Consider the following 17,327-nt stretch of genomic DNA (forward strand, 5'->3'; position numbering starts at 1 on the left):
ACAAGGAAGCAGTGAACGTGGCAAAGAATTACTATGACATCACCCTCGCCCTGGCCGGTATTTGTCAGTCGGCACGCCTGGTGCAACAACTCGCTCACCAGGGGCATTGTGATGCCGATGCGCTACACGTCTCACTCAACAGTATTATTGATATGAACCCCAGCTCGACGCTGGCGGTTTTTGGCGGTAGCGAAGCCAACCTGCGCGTCGGGCTGGAAACCCTGCTCGGCGTGCTACAATGCCAGCAGTCGTCAGGGCTTAAACGCTGAGCTAACCCGCTACACGCTAAGCCTGATGGTGCTTGAGCGCAAACTTTCCTCAGCGAAAGGTGCGCTCGACACTCTGGGCAACCGGATCAACGGCCTGCAACGCCAGCTCGAACACTTCGATTTACAGTCCGAAACGCTGATGAGCGCGATGGCTGCTATCTATGTTGATGTGATTAGCCCGCTTGGCCCGCGCATTCAGGTCACCGGCTCCCCTGCCGTACTGCAAAGCCCACAGGTGCAGGCGAAAGTTCGCGCAACCCTGCTGGCAGGCATTCGCGCCGCCGTGCTCTGGCACCAGGTCGGCGGCGGACGTCTGCAACTGATGTTTTCTCGTAATCGCCTGACCACTCAGGCAAAACAAATTCTTGCTCATTTAACCCCGGAGTTGTGATCTATGGAATTATCCTCACTGACCGCCGTTTCCCCTGTCGATGGACGCTACGGCGATAAAGTCAGCGCGCTGCGCGGGATTTTCAGCGAATACGGTTTGCTGAAATTCCGTGTACAAGTTGAAGTACGTTGCTGCAAAAACTGGCCGCGCACGCAGCGATCAAGGAAGTTCCTGCTTTTGCTGCCGACGCAATCGGTTACCTTGATGCAATCGTCGCTAATTTCAGTGAAGAAGATGCATCGCGAATCAAAACCATCGAGCGTACCACTAACCACGACGTTAAAGCGGTTGAGTATTTCCTGAAAGAAAAAGTGGCGGAGATCCCGGAACTGCACGCGGTTTCTGAATTCATTCACTTTGCCTGTACTTCGGAAGATATCAATAACCTCTCCCACGCGTTGATGCTGAAAACTGCGCGTGATGAAGTGATCCTGCCATACTGGCGTCAACTGATTGACGGCATTAAAGATCTCGCCGTTCAGTATCGCGATATCCCGCTGCTGTCCCGTACCCACGGTCAGCCAGCCACGCCGTCAACCATCGGTAAAGAGATGGCTAACGTCGCCTACCGTATGGAGCGCCAGTACCGCCAGCTTAATCAGGTGGAGATCCTCGGCAAAATCAACGGCGCGGTCGGTAACTATAACGCCCACATCGCCGCTTACCCGGAAGTTGACTGGCATCAGTTCAGCGAAGAGTTCGTCACCTCACTGGGTATTCAGTGGAACCCGTACACAACCCAGATCGAACCGCACGACTACATCGCCGAGCTGTTTGATTGCGTTGCGCGCTTTAACACCATTCTTATCGACTTCGACCGTGACGTCTGGGGTTATATCGCCCTTAACCACTTCAAACAGAAAACCATCGCTGGTGAGATTGGTTCTTCCACCATGCCGCATAAAGTTAACCCGATCGACTTCGAAAACTCCGAAGGCAATCTGGGGCTTTCCAACGCGGTATTGCAGCACCTGGCAAGCAAACTGCCGGTTTCCCGCTGGCAGCGTGACCTGACCGACTCCACCGTGCTGCGTAACCTCGGCGTGGGTATCGGTTATGCGCTGATTGCTTACCAGTCCACCCTGAAAGGTGTGAGCAAACTGGAAGTGAACCGTGATCATCTACTGGATGAACTGGATCACAACTGGGAAGTGTTGGCTGAACCGATCCAGACGGTAATGCGCCGTTACGGGATTGAGAAGCCATACGAGAAGCTGAAAGAGCTGACTCGCGGTAAACGCGTTGACGCCGAAGGCATGAAGCAATTTATCGACGGTCTGGCGCTGCCAGAAGAAGAAAAAGCACGCCTGAAAGCGATGACGCCGGCTAACTATATTGGTCGTGCCATCACTATGGTTGATGAGCTGAAATAAGCCTCGTATCAGTGCCGGATGGTGATACCGTCCGGCCTGTTTATTAAGATAATCCGCGTTTCTATTTACACCTCCCTTCCCCACTGGTTTATTTAATGTTTACCCCCACAACCACATAATCGCGTTACACTATTTTTATAATTAAGACAGGGAGAAATAAAAATGCGGCGTAACTGGTTGTCGAAGACAATGCGTTGTTACGTCACCATCTTAAAGTTCAGATTCAGGACGCTGGTCATCAGGTCGATGACGCAGAAGATGCCAAAGAAGCCGATTATTATCTCAACGAACATTTACCGGATATTGCGATTGTCGATCTCGGTTTGCCTGACGAAGATGGTTTGTCGCTGATCCGTCGCTGGCGTAGTAATGATGTTTCACTGCCAATTCTGGTTTTAACCGCCCGTGAAAGCTGGCAGGACAAAGTCGAAGTATTAAGCGCCGGTGCTGACGATTACGTGACTAAACCCTTTCATATTGAAGAAGTGATGGCACGGATGCAGGCATTAATGCGGCGTAATAGCGGCCTGGCTTCACAGGTTATTTCGCTGCCGCCGTTTCAGGTTGATCTCTCCCGTCGCGAATTATCCATTAGTGACGAAGTCATCAAACTGACCGCATTTGAATACACCATTATGGAAACCTTGATCCGTAACAACGGCAAAGTGGTCAGTAAAGATTCATTGATGTTACAGCTCTACCCGGATGCCGAACTGCGGGAAAGTCATACCATTGATGTTCTGATGGGCAGGCTGCGCAAAAAAATTCAGGCGCAATACCCGCACGAGGTGATTACCACCGTTCGCGGCCAGGGTTATCTTTTCGAATTGCGCTGATGAAAAAATTACTGCGTGTTTTTTTCCCGCTCTCGCTGCGGGTACGTTTTCTGTTGGCGACGGCCGCAGTAGTACTGGTGCTTTCACTTTCCTACGGTATGGTTGCCCTGATCGGTTATAGCGTTAGTTTCGATAAAACGACGTTTCGTCTGTTACGCGGCGAGAGCAATTTATTCTATACACTGGCGAAATGGGAAAACAATAAGCTACACGTTGAACTGCCGGAAAATATCGACAAGCAAAGTCCCACGATGTCTCTGATTTATGACGAGAACGGCAAACTATTGTGGGCGCAGCGTGACGTTCCCTGGCTGATGAAAATGATCCAGCCTGACTGGCTGAAATCCAATGGTTTTCACGAAATAGAGGCTGACGTGAACGATACCAGCCTGCTACTGAGTAACGATCTCTCTATTCAGCAGCAGTTGCAGGAAGTTCGGGAAGACGACGACGATGCAGAAATGACCCACTCGGTAGCCGTTAATGTCTATCCGGCAACGGCGCGAATGCCAAAACTCACCATTGTGGTGGTCGATACCATTCCCGTAGAGCTTAAAAGTTCCTATACGGTATGGAGCTGGTTTCTCTATGTACTCCTGGCTAACCTGTTGTTAGTGATCCCGTTACTGTGGATCGCCGCCTGGTGGAGCTTACGCCCTATTGAAGCCCTGGCGCGAGAAGTCCGCGAACTGGAAGAACACCACCGTGAACTGCTCAACCCTACAACAACGAGAGAACTTACCAGCCTGGTGGGTAACCTGAACCGACTTTTAAAAAGCGAGCGTGAGCGTTACGACAAATACCGCACTACGCTCACTGACCTGACTCACAGCCTGAAAACGCCTCTGGCGGTGCTACAAAGTACGCTACGTTCTTTGCGAAGTGAAAAGATGAACGTCAGTGAGGCGGAACCGGTGATGCTGGAACAAATTAGCCGTATCTCGCAACAAATTGGTTACTACCTACACCGAGCCAGTATGCGCGGCGGGACATTACTTAGCCGCGAACTACATCCAGTGGCCCCGTTGTTGGACAATCTCACATCGGCACTGAATAAAGTTTATCAGCGTAAAGGCGTCAATATTTCCCTCGATATCTCGCCAGAAATTAGTTTTGTCGGCGAGCAGAACGATTTTGTTGAGGTAATGGGCAATGTACTGGATAACGCCTGTAAGTATTGCCTCGAGTTTGTCGAAATCTCCGCAAGGCAAACTGACAAACATCTCTACATCGTGGTCGAAGATGATGGGCCGGGGATCCCGCAAAGCAAGCGTGAGGTGATTTTCGACCGTGGTCAGCGTGTTGATACCTTACGCCCCGGGCAAGGCGTGGGGCTGGCGGTCGCTCGTGAAATTACTGAACAGTACGACGGAAGAATCATTGCCGGAGAGAGCATGCTCGGCGGTGCGCGAATGGAGGTGATTTTTGGTCGCCAGCATTCCTTGCCAAAAGATGAATAAATATGTCCTTTGTTCACGCATTACAGTATGCATCCGTTATAATCGGTTGCAGATACCCGCCTATGGACGCTTAATATGGAATACCAACTCACCCTTAATTGGCCCGATTTTCTTAAACGCCACTGGCAGAAACGTCCCGTGGTGTTAAAACGCGGCTTTAATAATTTTATTGATCCTATTTCTCCCGACGAGCTGGCGGGCCTGGCGATGGAAAGTGAAGTCGACAGTCGGCTGGTCAGTCATCAGGATGGCAAATGGCAGGTCAGTCACGGGCCATTCGAAAGCTACGACCATCTGGGCGAAACCAACTGGTCATTGCTGGTCCAGGCGGTTGATCACTGGCATGAACCGGCCGCCGCGCTGATGCGTCCGTTCCGTGAATTACCGGACTGGCGCATTGACGACCTGATGATCTCGTTTTCCGTGCCTGGAGGCGGCGTCGGTCCGCATCTCGATCAGTACGATGTGTTTATTATTCAGGGTACAGGTCGCCGTCGCTGGCGGGTAGGTGAAAAACTGCACATGAGGCAGCACTGCCCTCACCCGGATCTGTTACAGGTTGATCCGTTTGAAGCGATTATTGATGAAGAGCTGGAGCCAGGCGATATTCTTTATATTCCGCCAGGGTTCCCGCACGAAGGCTACGCGCTGGAAAATGCGATGAACTATTCCGTTGGTTTTCGTGCGCCGAATACGCGGGAACTGATCAGCGGATTTGCCGATTACGTGCTGCAACGTGAACTGGGCGGCAACTACTACAGCGATCCGGATGTTCCACCTCGCGCTCATCCTGCGGACGTTCTGCCGCAGGAGATGGATAAACTGCGTGAGATGATGCTCGAATTGATCAACCAGCCGGAACACTTTAAGCAATGGTTTGGCGAGTTTATATCCCAGTCACGTCATGAACTGGATATCGCGCCGCCGGAGCCGCCTTATCAGCCAGATGAAATCTACGATGCGCTGAAACAAGGTGATGTGCTGGTGCGCCTGGGTGGTCTGCGCGTATTGCGCATCGGCGACGATGTTTATGCCAATGGTGAGAAAATTGATTCCCCGCACCGTCCGGCGCTGGAGGCACTCGCCAGCAATATTGCACTGACCGCTGAGAATTTTGGCGACGCACTGGAAGATCCGTCATTCCTCGCGATGCTCGCGGCGCTGGTCAATAGCGGGTATTGGTTCTTCGAAGGGTAAATTTGAATTGAAGCCGGATGCGGCATCATATGCCGCATCCAATTTCGCTTACTTCCGTTTCGCCGTTAACTCGGCAATACGCACAATCACTTGCACCGCTTTTTCCATTCCTTCCAGAGTGACAAACTCATGTTTGCCATGATAGTTATAACCGCCGGTAAACAGATTCGGGCACGGTAATCCCATAAACGACAACTGCGCACCGTCAGTACCACCACGGATCGGTTTCAGGTCTGGTTCAATATCGCAATCGCGCATCGCCTGCTGGGCAATATCAAGAATATGCGGATGCTCAACGACTTTCTCGCGCATGTTGTAGTAACTGTCTTCAATCACCAGTTCAATGTAGCAATCCGGGTGTAACCCTTTGCCCACTTTCTTGGCAATTTCCATCATTTTACGTTTACGCGCTTCAAACTGTTTACGGTCGAAATCACGGATGATGTAGTGCATATCGGCGCGTTCAACAGTGCCTTTCATGCTTGTCAGGTGATAGAAACCTTCATAACCTTCCGTAGCTTCCGGGCTTTCATCTGCCGGTACTTCCGCATGAATGCGTGCCGCCAGCGACAGCGCATTCACCATCACACCTTTTGCCGTACCCGGGTGAACATTGTTGCCGACGATTTTGATATTCACCGAAGCAGCGTTGAAGTTTTCAAACTCCAGTTCACCTACGCCACCACCATCTACGGTGTAAGCCCAGCGGGCATCAAAGGCTTCAACATCAAAATGTTTCGCCCCTTTACCCACTTCTTCATCTGGCGTAAAGGCAACACGAATATCGCCATGCGGAATATTTTTCTGCTGCAATACCGCCAGCGCGGTCATGATTTCTGCAATACCCGCTTTGTCGTCAGCACCCAACAATGTTTTACCGTCAGTGGTGATCAGCGTCTGTCCCAGCAGTTGATGCAGTACCGGGAACATGACCGGTGACAGGACTTCGTCGCCGACGCCCAACGCAATGTCGCCGCCGCGATAGTTTTCAACAATCTGCGGGTTCACATTTTTACCGCTGCAATCCGGTGAGGTATCCACATGAGAAATAAAGCCAATCGCCGGAATATCGCCAGGAACGTTAGCCGGTAGCGTCGCCATCAACGTTCCTTTCTCACTTAAGGTCACATTGATAAGACCCATTTCTTCCAGCTGATCTTTCAGCAGATGCAATAATTTCCACTGGCCTTCCGTGCTGGGAACTTGTCTCACCCCCGCTTTTGATTGGGTATCGAGAGACACGTAGTTCAAAAAAACGCTCAAGTAGTTTATCCATGTAGTCACCCTCACTTTTCGTGACAACATTATTAAGAAGCAGGAAAAGACAAATATTGCGTCAGGTCACTTTTACCCCTGCAATCGGGAATATTTATCAACATTACCTTAATGAATATAAAGCTAAGCCAGTAATTCACAACAAGGATTGGCGATCCAAGTAGTTTGCCGTAGAATTACGGCCCTCTTTAAGAGTCACCAAGGTGGTTAACCACAAACCCCGCTTCGGTAAGCCATCCGTTGCGTTTACATGGGACAGAGTAAAAAATTGAATAAACAACCGAGTTCGCTTTCACCGCTGGTGCAATTGGCGGGAATTCGCAAATGCTTTGATGGTAAAGAGGTCATTCCCCAGCTGGATCTGACTATCAACAATGGCGAGTTCCTCACGCTGCTTGGCCCTTCTGGCTGCGGTAAAACAACCGTTCTTCGCCTGATTGCGGGTCTGGAAACTGTTGATTCTGGACGCATCATGCTGGATAACGAGGACATCACCCACGTTCCGGCGGAAAACCGCTATGTGAACACCGTTTTCCAAAGCTACGCGCTATTCCCCCACATGACCGTATTCGAAAATGTGGCCTTTGGTTTGCGTATGCAAAAAACCCCTGCTGCTGAAATTACGCCTCGCGTGATGGAAGCTTTGCGGATGGTGCAACTGGAAAGCTTCGCTCAACGCAAACCGCATCAACTCTCAGGCGGTCAACAGCAACGCGTCGCCATTGCCCGCGCAGTGGTTAACAAGCCTCGCCTGCTGCTGCTTGATGAGTCGCTCTCGGCGCTGGATTACAAACTGCGCAAGCAAATGCAGAACGAGCTGAAAGCGTTACAGCGTAAGCTTGGTATTACCTTCGTCTTTGTCACTCACGATCAGGAAGAAGCGCTCACCATGTCAGACAGGATTGTGGTGATGCGCGAGGGTCGTATTGAGCAGGATGGTACACCGCGCGAAATTTACGAAGAGCCGAAGAATTTATTTGTTGCCGGATTCATTGGCGAGATCAATATGTTCAACGCCACGGTGATCGAGCGACTCGACGAGCAGCGCGTACGGGCTAACGTTGAAGGTCGCGAGTGTAATATCTACGTTAACTTCGCCGTTGAACCGGGGCAAAAACTGCATGTTCTGCTGCGCCCGGAAGACTTACGTGTTGAAGAGATTAACGACGACAACCATGCTGAAGGGCTGATTGGTTACGTTCGCGAGCGTAACTACAAAGGCATGACGCTGGAGTCGGTTGTTGAACTGGAAAATGGCAAGATGGTGATGGTCAGCGAATTCTTCAATGAAGACGATCCTGACTTTGACCACTCTCTCGACCAAAAAATGGCCATTAATTGGGTAGAAAGCTGGGAGGTCGTACTGGCTGATGAAGAACACAAGTAAGTTCCAGAATGTAGTGATTGTCACTATTGTCGGTTGGCTTGTGTTGTTTGTCTTTCTGCCCAACCTGATGATCATTGGCACCAGCTTTTTGACCCGCGACGACGCCAGTTTTGTCAAAATGGTCTTTACGCTGGATAACTACACGCGTCTGCTCGATCCGCTCTATTTTGAAGTGCTATTGCACTCGCTGAATATGGCGCTGATCGCCACCCTCGCCTGCCTGGTGCTGGGCTACCCGTTTGCCTGGTTTCTGGCAAAGCTGCCACACAAGGTGCGTCCGCTACTGCTGTTTCTGCTGATTGTTCCCTTCTGGACCAACTCACTGATTCGCATCTACGGGCTGAAAATTTTCCTCAGTACCAAAGGCTATCTCAACGAGTTTTTGCTCTGGCTGGGCGTTATCGACACACCAATTCGTATCATGTTCACGCCCAGTGCCGTGATTATCGGTCTGGTTTACATTCTGCTGCCGTTTATGGTGATGCCGCTGTACTCCAGTATCGAAAAACTGGATAAGCCGTTGCTTGAGGCGGCGCGCGATCTCGGTGCCAGCAAGTTACAGACTTTTATCCGCATCATTATTCCACTGACGATGCCGGGAATTATTGCCGGATGTCTGCTGGTGATGCTGCCAGCGATGGGCCTGTTCTATGTGTCCGACCTGATGGGCGGAGCGAAAAACCTGCTGATCGGTAACGTCATCAAGGTCCAGTTCCTTAATATTCGTGACTGGCCGTTTGGTGCAGCTACCAGCATTACGCTGACTATCGTAATGGGCCTGATGTTGCTGGTTTACTGGCGTGCTTCTCGTTTGCTGAATAAGAAGGTGGAACTCGAATGATCGGTCGACTGCTTCGCGGCGGTTTTATGACCGCTATCTACGCGTACCTGTATATCCCAATCATTATTTTGATTGTGAACTCCTTCAACAGTTCGCGCTTTGGCATCAACTGGCAGGGTTTTACCACCAAATGGTATAGCCTGCTGATGAACAACGACAGCCTGTTACAGGCAGCGCAGCATTCACTGACGATGGCGGTGTTTTCGGCGACGTTTGCCACGCTTATCGGTTCACTGACGGCAGTTGCGCTGTACCGCTATCGCTTTCGTGGTAAGCCGTTCGTTAGCGGAATGCTGTTTGTGGTGATGATGTCGCCAGATATCGTGATGGCGATTTCTCTGCTGGTGCTGTTTATGCTGCTGGGTATTCAGCTTGGCTTCTGGTCGCTGCTGTTCTCGCATATCACCTTCTGCCTGCCGTTTGTGGTGGTGACGGTGTATTCGCGCCTGAAAGGTTTTGACGTGCGAATGCTGGAAGCGGCGAAAGATCTCGGTGCCAGTGAATTTACCATTCTGCGAAAAATCATCCTGCCACTGGCAATGCCAGCGGTGGCGGCGGGTTGGGTGTTAAGCTTTACCCTGTCGATGGACGATGTGGTGGTTTCTTCGTTTGTCACCGGGCCGAGTTATGAAATTCTGCCGTTAAAAATTTATTCGATGGTCAAAGTCGGCGTATCGCCGGAAGTTAACGCGCTGGCAACCATATTACTGGTGCTGTCGCTGGTGATGGTTATTGCCAGCCAGCTTATTGCTCGTGATAAAACGAAAGGTAACACAGGGGACGTTAAATGAAAAAATGGTCACGCCACCTGCTCGCGGCGGGTGCTCTGGCACTGGGCATGAGCGCCGCTCACGCTGATGACAACAACACACTGTATTTCTACAACTGGACCGAGTACGTACCGCCTGGACTGCTTGAACAGTTCACCAAAGAAACCGGTATTAAGGTTATCTATTCGACTTACGAGTCGAACGAAACCATGTACGCCAAGCTGAAAACATACAAAGACGGTGCCTATGATTTGGTGGTTCCTTCAACCTATTACGTTGATAAAATGCGTAAAGAAGGGATGATCCAGAAGATCGACAAGTCGAAGTTAACAAACTTTGGCAACCTCGATCCAGAAATGCTCAACAAGCCGTTTGATCCGAATAACGACTACTCCATTCCGTATATCTGGGGTGCGACGGCGATTGGCGTTAACGGTGATGCGGTGGATCCGAAATCTGTCACCAGCTGGGCCGATCTGTGGAAGCCTGAGTACAAAGGCAGCCTGCTGCTGACCGACGATGCCCGTGAAGTATTCCAGATGGCGCTGCGTAAGCTTGGCTACTCCGGTAATACCACCGATCCGAAAGAGATTGAAGCTGCGTATAACGAGCTGAAAAAACTGATGCCAAACGTCGCGGCGTTTAACTCCGATAACCCGGCAAACCCGTACATGGAAGGCGAAGTTAACCTCGGCATGATCTGGAACGGCTCTGCTTTCGTTGCTCGCCAGGCGGGTACGCCAATTGACGTGGTATGGCCGAAAGAAGGCGGCATTTTCTGGATGGACAGCCTGGCGATCCCGGCAAATGCCAAAAACAAAGAAGGCGCGCTGAAACTGATCAACTTCCTGCTGCGCCCGGATGTGGCAAAACAGGTTGCCGAAACTATCGGTTATCCAACACCAAACCTCGCCGCGCGCAAACTGTTAAGCCCGGAAATAGCGAACGACAAGACGCTCTACCCGGATGCTGAAACCATTAAAAATGGCGAATGGCAGAGTGACGTTGGCCCAGCCAGCAGCATTTATGAAGAGTATTATCAGAAGCTGAAAGCAGGACGTTAATTCAGCAAACGGGCGGTGGTATTACCGCCCGTTTTTTATTTAGCAAGGATGTGACTAATGAGTCAGGATAGTAAAGTTTTCTTTCGTATATTCCTCGGTATCGGTCTGGTACTGATCCTTATTTCTGTTGTGATTTTTTATAACCAGTTCACCTATAGCAAAGACGCGATTCATACCGAGGGCGTCATTGTTGATACCGTATGGCACTCCAGTCATTCTCATCGCACGGGTAAAGATGGTTCGTGGTATCCCGTCGTTGCCTTTCGCCCGACGCCAGATTACACGCTAATTTTCACTTCGAGTATCGGCAGCGATTTTTATGAAGACAGCGAAGGCGATAAAGTTAATGTTTATTATTCTCCGGGGCATCCTGAAAAGGCTGAGATTAATAACCCGTGGGTTAATTTTTTTAAATGGGGGTTTATCGGCATTATGGGCGTTATTTTTATCGCCGTCGGTTTATTAATCAGTATGCCCTCCTCTAAAAAGTCACGCAGGAAACGGAAGTCCCGCCCATGAAAAAATTCATTATACTGCTCAGTTTACTGATACTCCTGCCTCTGACAGCAGCCAGTAAGCCATTGATTCCAATAATGAAGACACTTTTTACGGATGTTACCGGTACTGTACCAGATGCTGAAGAGATCGCGCATAAAGCCGAGCTTTTTCGCCAACAAACGGGAATTGCACCGTTTATTGTGGTTTTACCCGACATTAATAATGAAGCCAGTCTCAGACAAAATGGCAAAGCGATGCTGGCGCATGCATCATCTTCATTGAGTGATGTAAAAGGAAGTGTTCTGTTACTATTTACTACCCGCGAGCCACGGTTAATTGTAATAACCAACGGCCAGGTTGAAAGCAGTCTGGACGATAAACATCTCGGCCTCCTGGTAGAAAATCACACACTGGCTTATTTACATGCGGACCTCTGGTATCAGGGAATCAATAATGCATTGGCTGTTTTACAAGCACAGATATTAAAACAACCGACGCCGCCACTGACATATTATCCGCATCCCGGACAACAGCAGGAGAATGATCCTCCCGGCAGCACCACGACATTAGGCCTTTTTGCCTGGGCGGTTGCATTCATCGTCTTTACTGCATTTTTTTACTACACGACGCGCCTTAATTATGCATTAAAGTTTGCAGTGGCGATGACTGTTGCCAATATGGGTTATCAGGCTTTATGTTTGTACATCGATAATAGCTTTGCGATTACCAGAATATCGCCGCTCTGGGCAGGACTGATTGGTGTCTGTACGTTTATTGCCGCGTTGTTATTGACGAGTAAACGGTAAAAGAGGCAGTAAAGTGTGCGTGTATTATGCCGGATGCGGCGCGAACGCCTTATCCGGCCCACAAAACCCGCAAATTCAATTAATTGCGTCCCCTTGTAGGCCTGATAAGCGTAGCGCATCAGGCAATGCTTCCTGCTTTATAAGCCCTTCAGCAACTTTTCAACAAATTCTGGCACCACCTGGCTTGCCGGGCCGTAATATTTCTCGGCAAATTCATTACCAACCTGACTGGGTTCAAGATTGAGTTCCACGGTGTGCGCGCCATGCAGCTTCGCTTCGTGAACAAACCCAGCCGCCGGATAAACATGCCCGGAAGTACCAATGGCAATGAAAATGTCGGCCATCGACAACGCCATATAAATTTCATCCATGCCGAGTGGCATTTCGCCAAACCATACTACGTGTGGGCGCAGCGGAGCCGGGAACTGGCAGCAATGACATTTATCTTCTGGCGTGACGTCTCCGGTCCAGTCGAGAACCTGACCGCTTTGCGAACAACGTACTTTCAGCAATTCCCCATGCATATGAATCACATTGGTATTACCTGCGCGTTCATGCAGATTATCGATATTCTGCGTCACCAGCAAAAAGCGATCGCCGAGGGCGTCTTGCAGTTTAGCCAGAGCAAGATGCGCAGCGTTAGGCTGAATTTCTGGCTGCTGTAGTTGACGGCGACGGGCGTTATAAAACGCTTGCACCAGTTCAGGATCGCGATCAAAACCTTCCGGTGTAGCCACATCTTCAACCCGATGTTCTTCCCACAGGCCATCTGCTGCGCGAAAGGTACGAATACCTGATTCCGCAGAAATCCCTGCCCCTGTCAGTACGAGTACTCTTGGTTTTTCCATTGCTTCCGGCACCACTTTATCTCTGAAAAAAATACGCTGACGCAAACGCTCGTGCAGGCGGCGTTTATTTTTACGAAAACGACTTAACCGATGACCCCGACGCGACAACATAGCAACCTCTGTTGATTAATCGGTTAGATGTAGGAAGGCCGCACCACGCATTCCTCCTGCATCCCCATGACGCGCACGTTCAATGCGCGGAACACGAGCTACAGGTAAGAGATGACGAGGCAGCCTGTCCGCCAGATGCGTTGTGATTGCCGGGAAATTCGATAAGCCACCGCCAATGACCAGCAAATCAGGGTCAACAATGGTCAGGATATTTCCCAGACAAACCGCTAATAAATCCAGATAACGCTCAACGTGCGCCCTTGCCTGCTCATCGCCTTGCTCATAAAGCGCAATAATTTCGGGAGCCTGCAACGGTTGATGGTAATAGTGTTGATACAGCCACGCAAAACCGCGACCAGACAGATAATTTTCAATGCAACCGTGCTGACCACAGCCGCAGCGACGTAACGGGAAATCCAGCCCCATCATGGTTAACGCATCGACGGGAAGGCGCATATGCCCAAATTCACCCGTAATATAGCTTTTACCCGTTACCGGTTTACCGTTGAATACCAGTCCACCGCCAACGCCAGTCCCCAGGATCAGTCCCATCACCAACGGATATTGGGTAAATTCATCGTCCCAGGCTTCAGAAAGAGCAAAGCAGTTGGCGTCGTTATTAAGGCGCACATCACGTTCAAGGCGTGCGCTCAGATCGGCACGCAGCGGTTTACCACTTGCGGCGGGGACATTGGCGGCATACAGCGTGCCATCTTCTGTTTCCGGCATTCCCGGAATACCGATGCCGACAGAACCTTTACAGCCAAAACGTTGATCGGCTTCGGCCACCAGCTCGCACACTGCATCTAAAAATGCGTCATAGCTGTCACGCGGTGTCGGCACCCGCTTTTCCCACTGCAACTGCCGACCGCTATCAAACACGCCTAGCGCAATTTTCGTTCCACCAATATCAAACCCGTAATACATTGCCGCTCCTTGTTTTAATGTACTGCCTTTACTGGCCGCTAAGGACTCGCGCAGGGTCAATATTACTGGCGCGTCGCGCCGGATACCAACTTGCCAAAAGACTCAGCAACAATGCTGTGACCAGTACGTAGAAGACGTCCAGCCAGTGCAATTCTGATGGCAAGAAGTCAATAAAATAAATGTCACTGGAGAGGAACTGATGACCGATCAGATCTTCAATCCACTCGATAATCGGGGTGAGTTGGAGTGAAACCACCACGCCGATAATCACCCCACACAGGCTGCCGAACAGCCCTGCCAGCAATCCATACCAGACAAAGATGGCGCGAATTAAACCATCTTTCGCCCCCAGCGTTCTTAATACTGCGATATCGCCACTCTTGTCTTTCACCGCCATCACTAAAGTGGAGACGATGTTGAAACAGGCCACGCCAATCACCAGTACCATCGCCAGATACATAATGGCGCGGATCATCTGGATATCGCGATACATATAGCCGTAAGTACCAATCCAGCTCTTGATATAAACGTAGCTGTTGGTTACTTCACCCGCGTCACGTACCAGTTTGTTAGCGTTAAAAACATCCGTCATTTTAAGGGCAATGCCTGACACACTGGAACCCATATCAAGATATTGTTGGGCATCCGCCAGCGGGATCATGGCAAAACTGTGATCGAGTTGGCCACTCAACTGCAAAATACCCGCAACGTGCAAACGCACACGTTTCGGCTGCATCAGCTTATGCTCGGGATTCGAGTTTGGGATCATGATCGACACCCAATCCCCCTGCTTCACTTTCAGCGCATCCGCCACCCCTTTGCCGATGATAATCTGCTGTTCGCCGGCTTTAAAATTGTTCCAGGCATCGCCCTGGACAAATGATGGCAGCGCGCTCAGACGCTGTTCCTGTTGCGGATCAACGCCTTTAACCTGCAGAGCGCGCAGATTCGCGCCGCTCTCCACCAGCCCGGTGAAATTGATATACGGCGCAGCGGCGGCAATACCCGGCACTTTCTGCACGTTATCCAGTGCTTCCTGCCAGTTAGTCCACGGCTGATCTACCGCCTCAATTTCACCATGCGGCACCACCGCCAGAATACGGTTGTTCAGTTCGCGTTCAAAGCCGTTCATCGCGCTTAAGCCGACGATCAATACCGCTACGCCAAGTGCAATTCCGATGGTAGAAATGACAGAGATCAGCGACACCATGCCGCCGCGCCGCCGTCCGCGACTAAAACGCAGGCCAATTAATAACGATAAAGGCATCGCCATTACTCCGCCCCCATCAGGCTTAGTTCCGCCGTCAGACGCCCATCACGCATTTCCAGTTGGCGGCTCATACGTTTCGCCAGTTGCAGGTCGTGAGTGACCACCAGGAAAGCGGTGCCCTGCAAGCGATTCAACTCCCCAAGCAACTGGAAGATGCTGTCTGCGTTACGCGCGTCAAGGTTACCGGTAGGTTCATCCGCCAATACCAGACGCGGGTTATTGACCAGCGCACGGGCAATCGCCACACGCTGGCGTTCACCGCCAGAAAGCTCTGACGGGCGGTGATTCGCACGATGCTCCAGCCCCACCGCTTTTAACATTTCCAACGCTCGACTGTTGATTTCAGCGGGCTTTTTCTTGCCAATCAGCAGCGGCATAGCCACGTTTTCCAGGGCAGTAAAATCCGGCAGCAGGTGGTGAAACTGATAAATAAAGCCCAGCTTCTGGTTGCGCAGTTCTGCTTTCGCCGCCGAAGACAGTTTGCTCATCGGCTGACCGTTAAAGATCACATCGCCGGAGGTTGGCGTATCCAGCCCGCCTAACAGGTGCAGCAAGGTACTTTTACCGGAACCAGAGCTACCGACAATTGCCATCATTTCACCTTCGCCCACGCTGAAACTGACATTGTGCAGCACATCGGTTTGCACACTGCCTTCCTGATAGCGTTTGCACAGGTTGTCGCATTGCAACAGGATCTTATTCATAACGTAAAGCCTCAGCGGGTTGAGTGGCGGCAGCGCGCCAGGAAGGGTAAAGCGTAGACAACAGCGCGATAGCCATCGCCACCAGCGCAATAACAATGACCTGTAAAGGTTCGATAGCCACCGGCAGCGCCGCGCCATCAAGCAGGACGCCGATTATCGGCATCAGATTATTCAACTGGCTGGCAAGCAGTGCGCCAAGCGCTGCTCCGAGGATTGCACCGATAATCCCGGCGCTGGCCCCTTGCACCATAAAGACCATCATGATTTGTCGCGGAGTTAAGCCTTGCGTTTGCAGGATCGCTACTTCGCCCTGCTTCTCCATCACCATTAGCCCCAGCGAGGTAATAATGTTAAACGCCGCAACGGCGACAATCAGGCTCAGCAGCAAGCCCATCATATTTTTTTCCATGCGTACGGCCTGGAACAGCTCGCCTTTACGGTCACGCCAGTCCTGCCATTTGCTGCCTTCAGGCAGTTTTTGCTGGCTTAATGAGTCGACTTTCAGCGGCTCATCCAGCCACAAACGCCAGCCGGTAATATTGCCTGCCGGATAACGCATCAGACGCGAGGCATCCTCAATATTCACCAGCATTTCATAGCCATCGACTTCACTGTTGGCGGCGAAAGTGCCAATCACATTGAACAGGCGCTGACTTGGAATACGCCCCATCGGCGTGAACTGGCTGGCAGATGGCACCATCACGCGGATTTGATCACCGCGATTGACACCCAACTGTGAGGCAAGCTGTTCACCGAGGATGACATTATATTTCCCCGGCTCGAGGTCAGTTTGTTTCACATTGACCAGATACGGCGTTAGTGGATCTTTTTGCGCCGGGTCGATACCCAGCATCACCCCGACCGCCACGCTGCGCGCGCTTTGCAGTACCACATCACCGGTAGTGATAGGTGCGACGCGATTAACGCCGTCCAGTTTGACTGCAGTTTCCGGGAGTTGCTGCGGGTTAAGAGAGCCATGCTCAGAAGAGAGAATTGCCTGTGGCATCAGGCCAAGGATGTTGTTTTGCAGCTCGCGCTCAAAGCCGTTCATCACTGACAATACTGTGACCAGCGCCATCACCCCGAGGGTAATGCCGATGGTAGAAAGCCAGGAGACGAAACGACCGAAGCGATCCGCTGCACGCCCACGCATGTAACGCAGGCCAATAAATAGAGCGACAGGTTGGTACATGAAATCCGTCTGGTTGCTGTTAGCAAAGACACGAGTATATAAGCGAAAGCGGGATGGGTAAACGTCTGAACTGTAAGTGATCGTCAGGGCTAATCTGAAAAGTACCAG

14 protein-coding genes and 3 pseudogenes are annotated in these 17,327 nt (G+C 51.0%); 11 read left to right on the forward strand and 6 right to left on the reverse strand.

Annotation, left to right across the window (positions count from 1 at the left end; genetic code table 11):
- The first annotated feature begins 17 nt into the window (after positions 1-17).
- The 5 genes and pseudogenes from hflD to roxA all read left to right on the forward strand — a co-directional run bounded on the left by hflD (position 18) and on the right by roxA (position 5,526).
- A pseudogene (gene hflD / locus CRI63_RS00770) lies at positions 18-660 on the forward strand (high frequency lysogenization protein HflD).
- Positions 661-663: 3 nt separating this feature from the next.
- A pseudogene (purB, locus tag CRI63_RS00775) lies at positions 664-2,033 on the forward strand (adenylosuccinate lyase).
- A gap of 173 nt (positions 2,034-2,206) precedes the next feature.
- Positions 2,207-2,869, forward strand: coding sequence for a two-component system response regulator PhoP (gene phoP, locus CRI63_RS00780; RefSeq protein WP_135518189.1), 663 nt, complete (start codon positions 2,207-2,209; stop codon positions 2,867-2,869).
- Positions 2,869-4,329, forward strand: coding sequence for a two-component system sensor histidine kinase PhoQ (gene phoQ, locus CRI63_RS00785; protein ID WP_135406417.1), 1,461 nt, complete (start codon positions 2,869-2,871; stop codon positions 4,327-4,329). The genes phoP and phoQ overlap by 1 nt, the downstream gene beginning before the upstream one ends.
- A 75-nt stretch (positions 4,330-4,404) precedes the next feature.
- Positions 4,405-5,526, forward strand: a complete 1,122-nt coding sequence (gene roxA / locus CRI63_RS00790) for a [50S ribosomal protein L16]-arginine 3-hydroxylase (protein ID WP_135518191.1) — start codon at positions 4,405-4,407, stop codon at positions 5,524-5,526.
- Between the two features lie 48 nt (positions 5,527-5,574).
- On the opposite strand, the pseudogene pepT reads toward roxA, so the two are convergent.
- Positions 5,575-6,802, reverse strand: a pseudogene (gene pepT, locus CRI63_RS00795) (peptidase T).
- A gap of 249 nt (positions 6,803-7,051) precedes the next feature.
- Here pepT and potA point away from each other — a divergent pair.
- From potA to CRI63_RS00825, 6 genes are read left to right on the forward strand one after another with little or no spacing between them, the layout of a single operon-like run.
- Entirely contained in the window at positions 7,052-8,188 is a 1,137-nt protein-coding gene (potA, locus tag CRI63_RS00800; RefSeq protein ID WP_130205581.1) for a spermidine/putrescine ABC transporter ATP-binding protein PotA, read from the forward strand.
- Positions 8,172-9,029 (forward strand): spermidine/putrescine ABC transporter permease PotB, encoded by an 858-nt coding sequence (gene potB / locus CRI63_RS00805; RefSeq protein WP_000799401.1) that lies wholly within the window; start codon positions 8,172-8,174, stop codon positions 9,027-9,029. Before potA ends, potB begins: the two co-directional genes overlap by 17 nt.
- Positions 9,026-9,820, forward strand: coding sequence for a spermidine/putrescine ABC transporter permease PotC (gene potC / locus CRI63_RS00810; protein WP_000580316.1), 795 nt, complete (start codon positions 9,026-9,028; stop codon positions 9,818-9,820). The genes potB and potC overlap by 4 nt, the downstream gene beginning before the upstream one ends.
- On the forward strand, positions 9,817-10,863 hold the full coding sequence (potD, locus tag CRI63_RS00815; protein WP_130205579.1) for a spermidine/putrescine ABC transporter substrate-binding protein PotD: 1,047 nt from the start codon (positions 9,817-9,819) through the stop codon (positions 10,861-10,863). Before potC ends, potD begins: the two co-directional genes overlap by 4 nt.
- 57 nt (positions 10,864-10,920) lie before the next feature.
- Positions 10,921-11,382 carry a DUF3592 domain-containing protein gene (locus tag CRI63_RS00820; RefSeq protein ID WP_135518193.1) on the forward strand — a complete coding sequence of 154 codons (462 nt, stop codon included), beginning with the start codon at positions 10,921-10,923 and terminating at the stop codon, positions 11,380-11,382.
- Complete coding sequence (locus CRI63_RS00825) at positions 11,379-12,167, forward strand: TPM domain-containing protein (protein ID WP_135518195.1); 789 nt, start codon at positions 11,379-11,381, stop codon at positions 12,165-12,167. The genes CRI63_RS00820 and CRI63_RS00825 overlap by 4 nt, the downstream gene beginning before the upstream one ends.
- A 137-nt stretch (positions 12,168-12,304) precedes the next feature.
- On the opposite strand, the gene cobB is transcribed toward CRI63_RS00825, so the two are convergent.
- Genes cobB through lolC form a run of 5 tightly spaced genes read right to left on the reverse strand, consistent with a single transcriptional unit; the run spans position 12,305 to position 17,219 of the window.
- On the reverse strand, positions 12,305-13,126 hold the full coding sequence (cobB, locus tag CRI63_RS00830) for a Sir2 family NAD+-dependent deacetylase (protein WP_096938882.1): 822 nt from the start codon (positions 13,124-13,126) through the stop codon (positions 12,305-12,307).
- Between the two features lie 15 nt (positions 13,127-13,141).
- Complete coding sequence (gene nagK / locus CRI63_RS00835; protein WP_135518197.1) at positions 13,142-14,053, reverse strand: N-acetylglucosamine kinase; 912 nt, start codon at positions 14,051-14,053, stop codon at positions 13,142-13,144.
- Positions 14,054-14,081: 28 nt separating this feature from the next.
- Entirely contained in the window at positions 14,082-15,326 is a 1,245-nt protein-coding gene (gene lolE, locus CRI63_RS00840) for a lipoprotein-releasing ABC transporter permease subunit LolE (RefSeq protein WP_135518199.1), read from the reverse strand.
- A complete protein-coding gene (gene lolD, locus CRI63_RS00845; RefSeq protein WP_001033695.1) occupies positions 15,326-16,027 on the reverse strand; it encodes a lipoprotein-releasing ABC transporter ATP-binding protein LolD in 702 nt (233 codons plus the stop codon). Before lolD ends, lolE begins: the two co-directional genes overlap by 1 nt.
- Entirely contained in the window at positions 16,020-17,219 is a 1,200-nt protein-coding gene (gene lolC, locus CRI63_RS00850) for a lipoprotein-releasing ABC transporter permease subunit LolC (protein ID WP_000284714.1), read from the reverse strand. The genes lolD and lolC overlap by 8 nt, the downstream gene beginning before the upstream one ends.
- Positions 17,220-17,327: the final 108 nt, after the last annotated feature.

Source organism: Escherichia sp. E2661 (assembly GCF_004745185.1).
Lineage (GTDB): Bacteria > Pseudomonadota > Gammaproteobacteria > Enterobacterales > Enterobacteriaceae > Escherichia.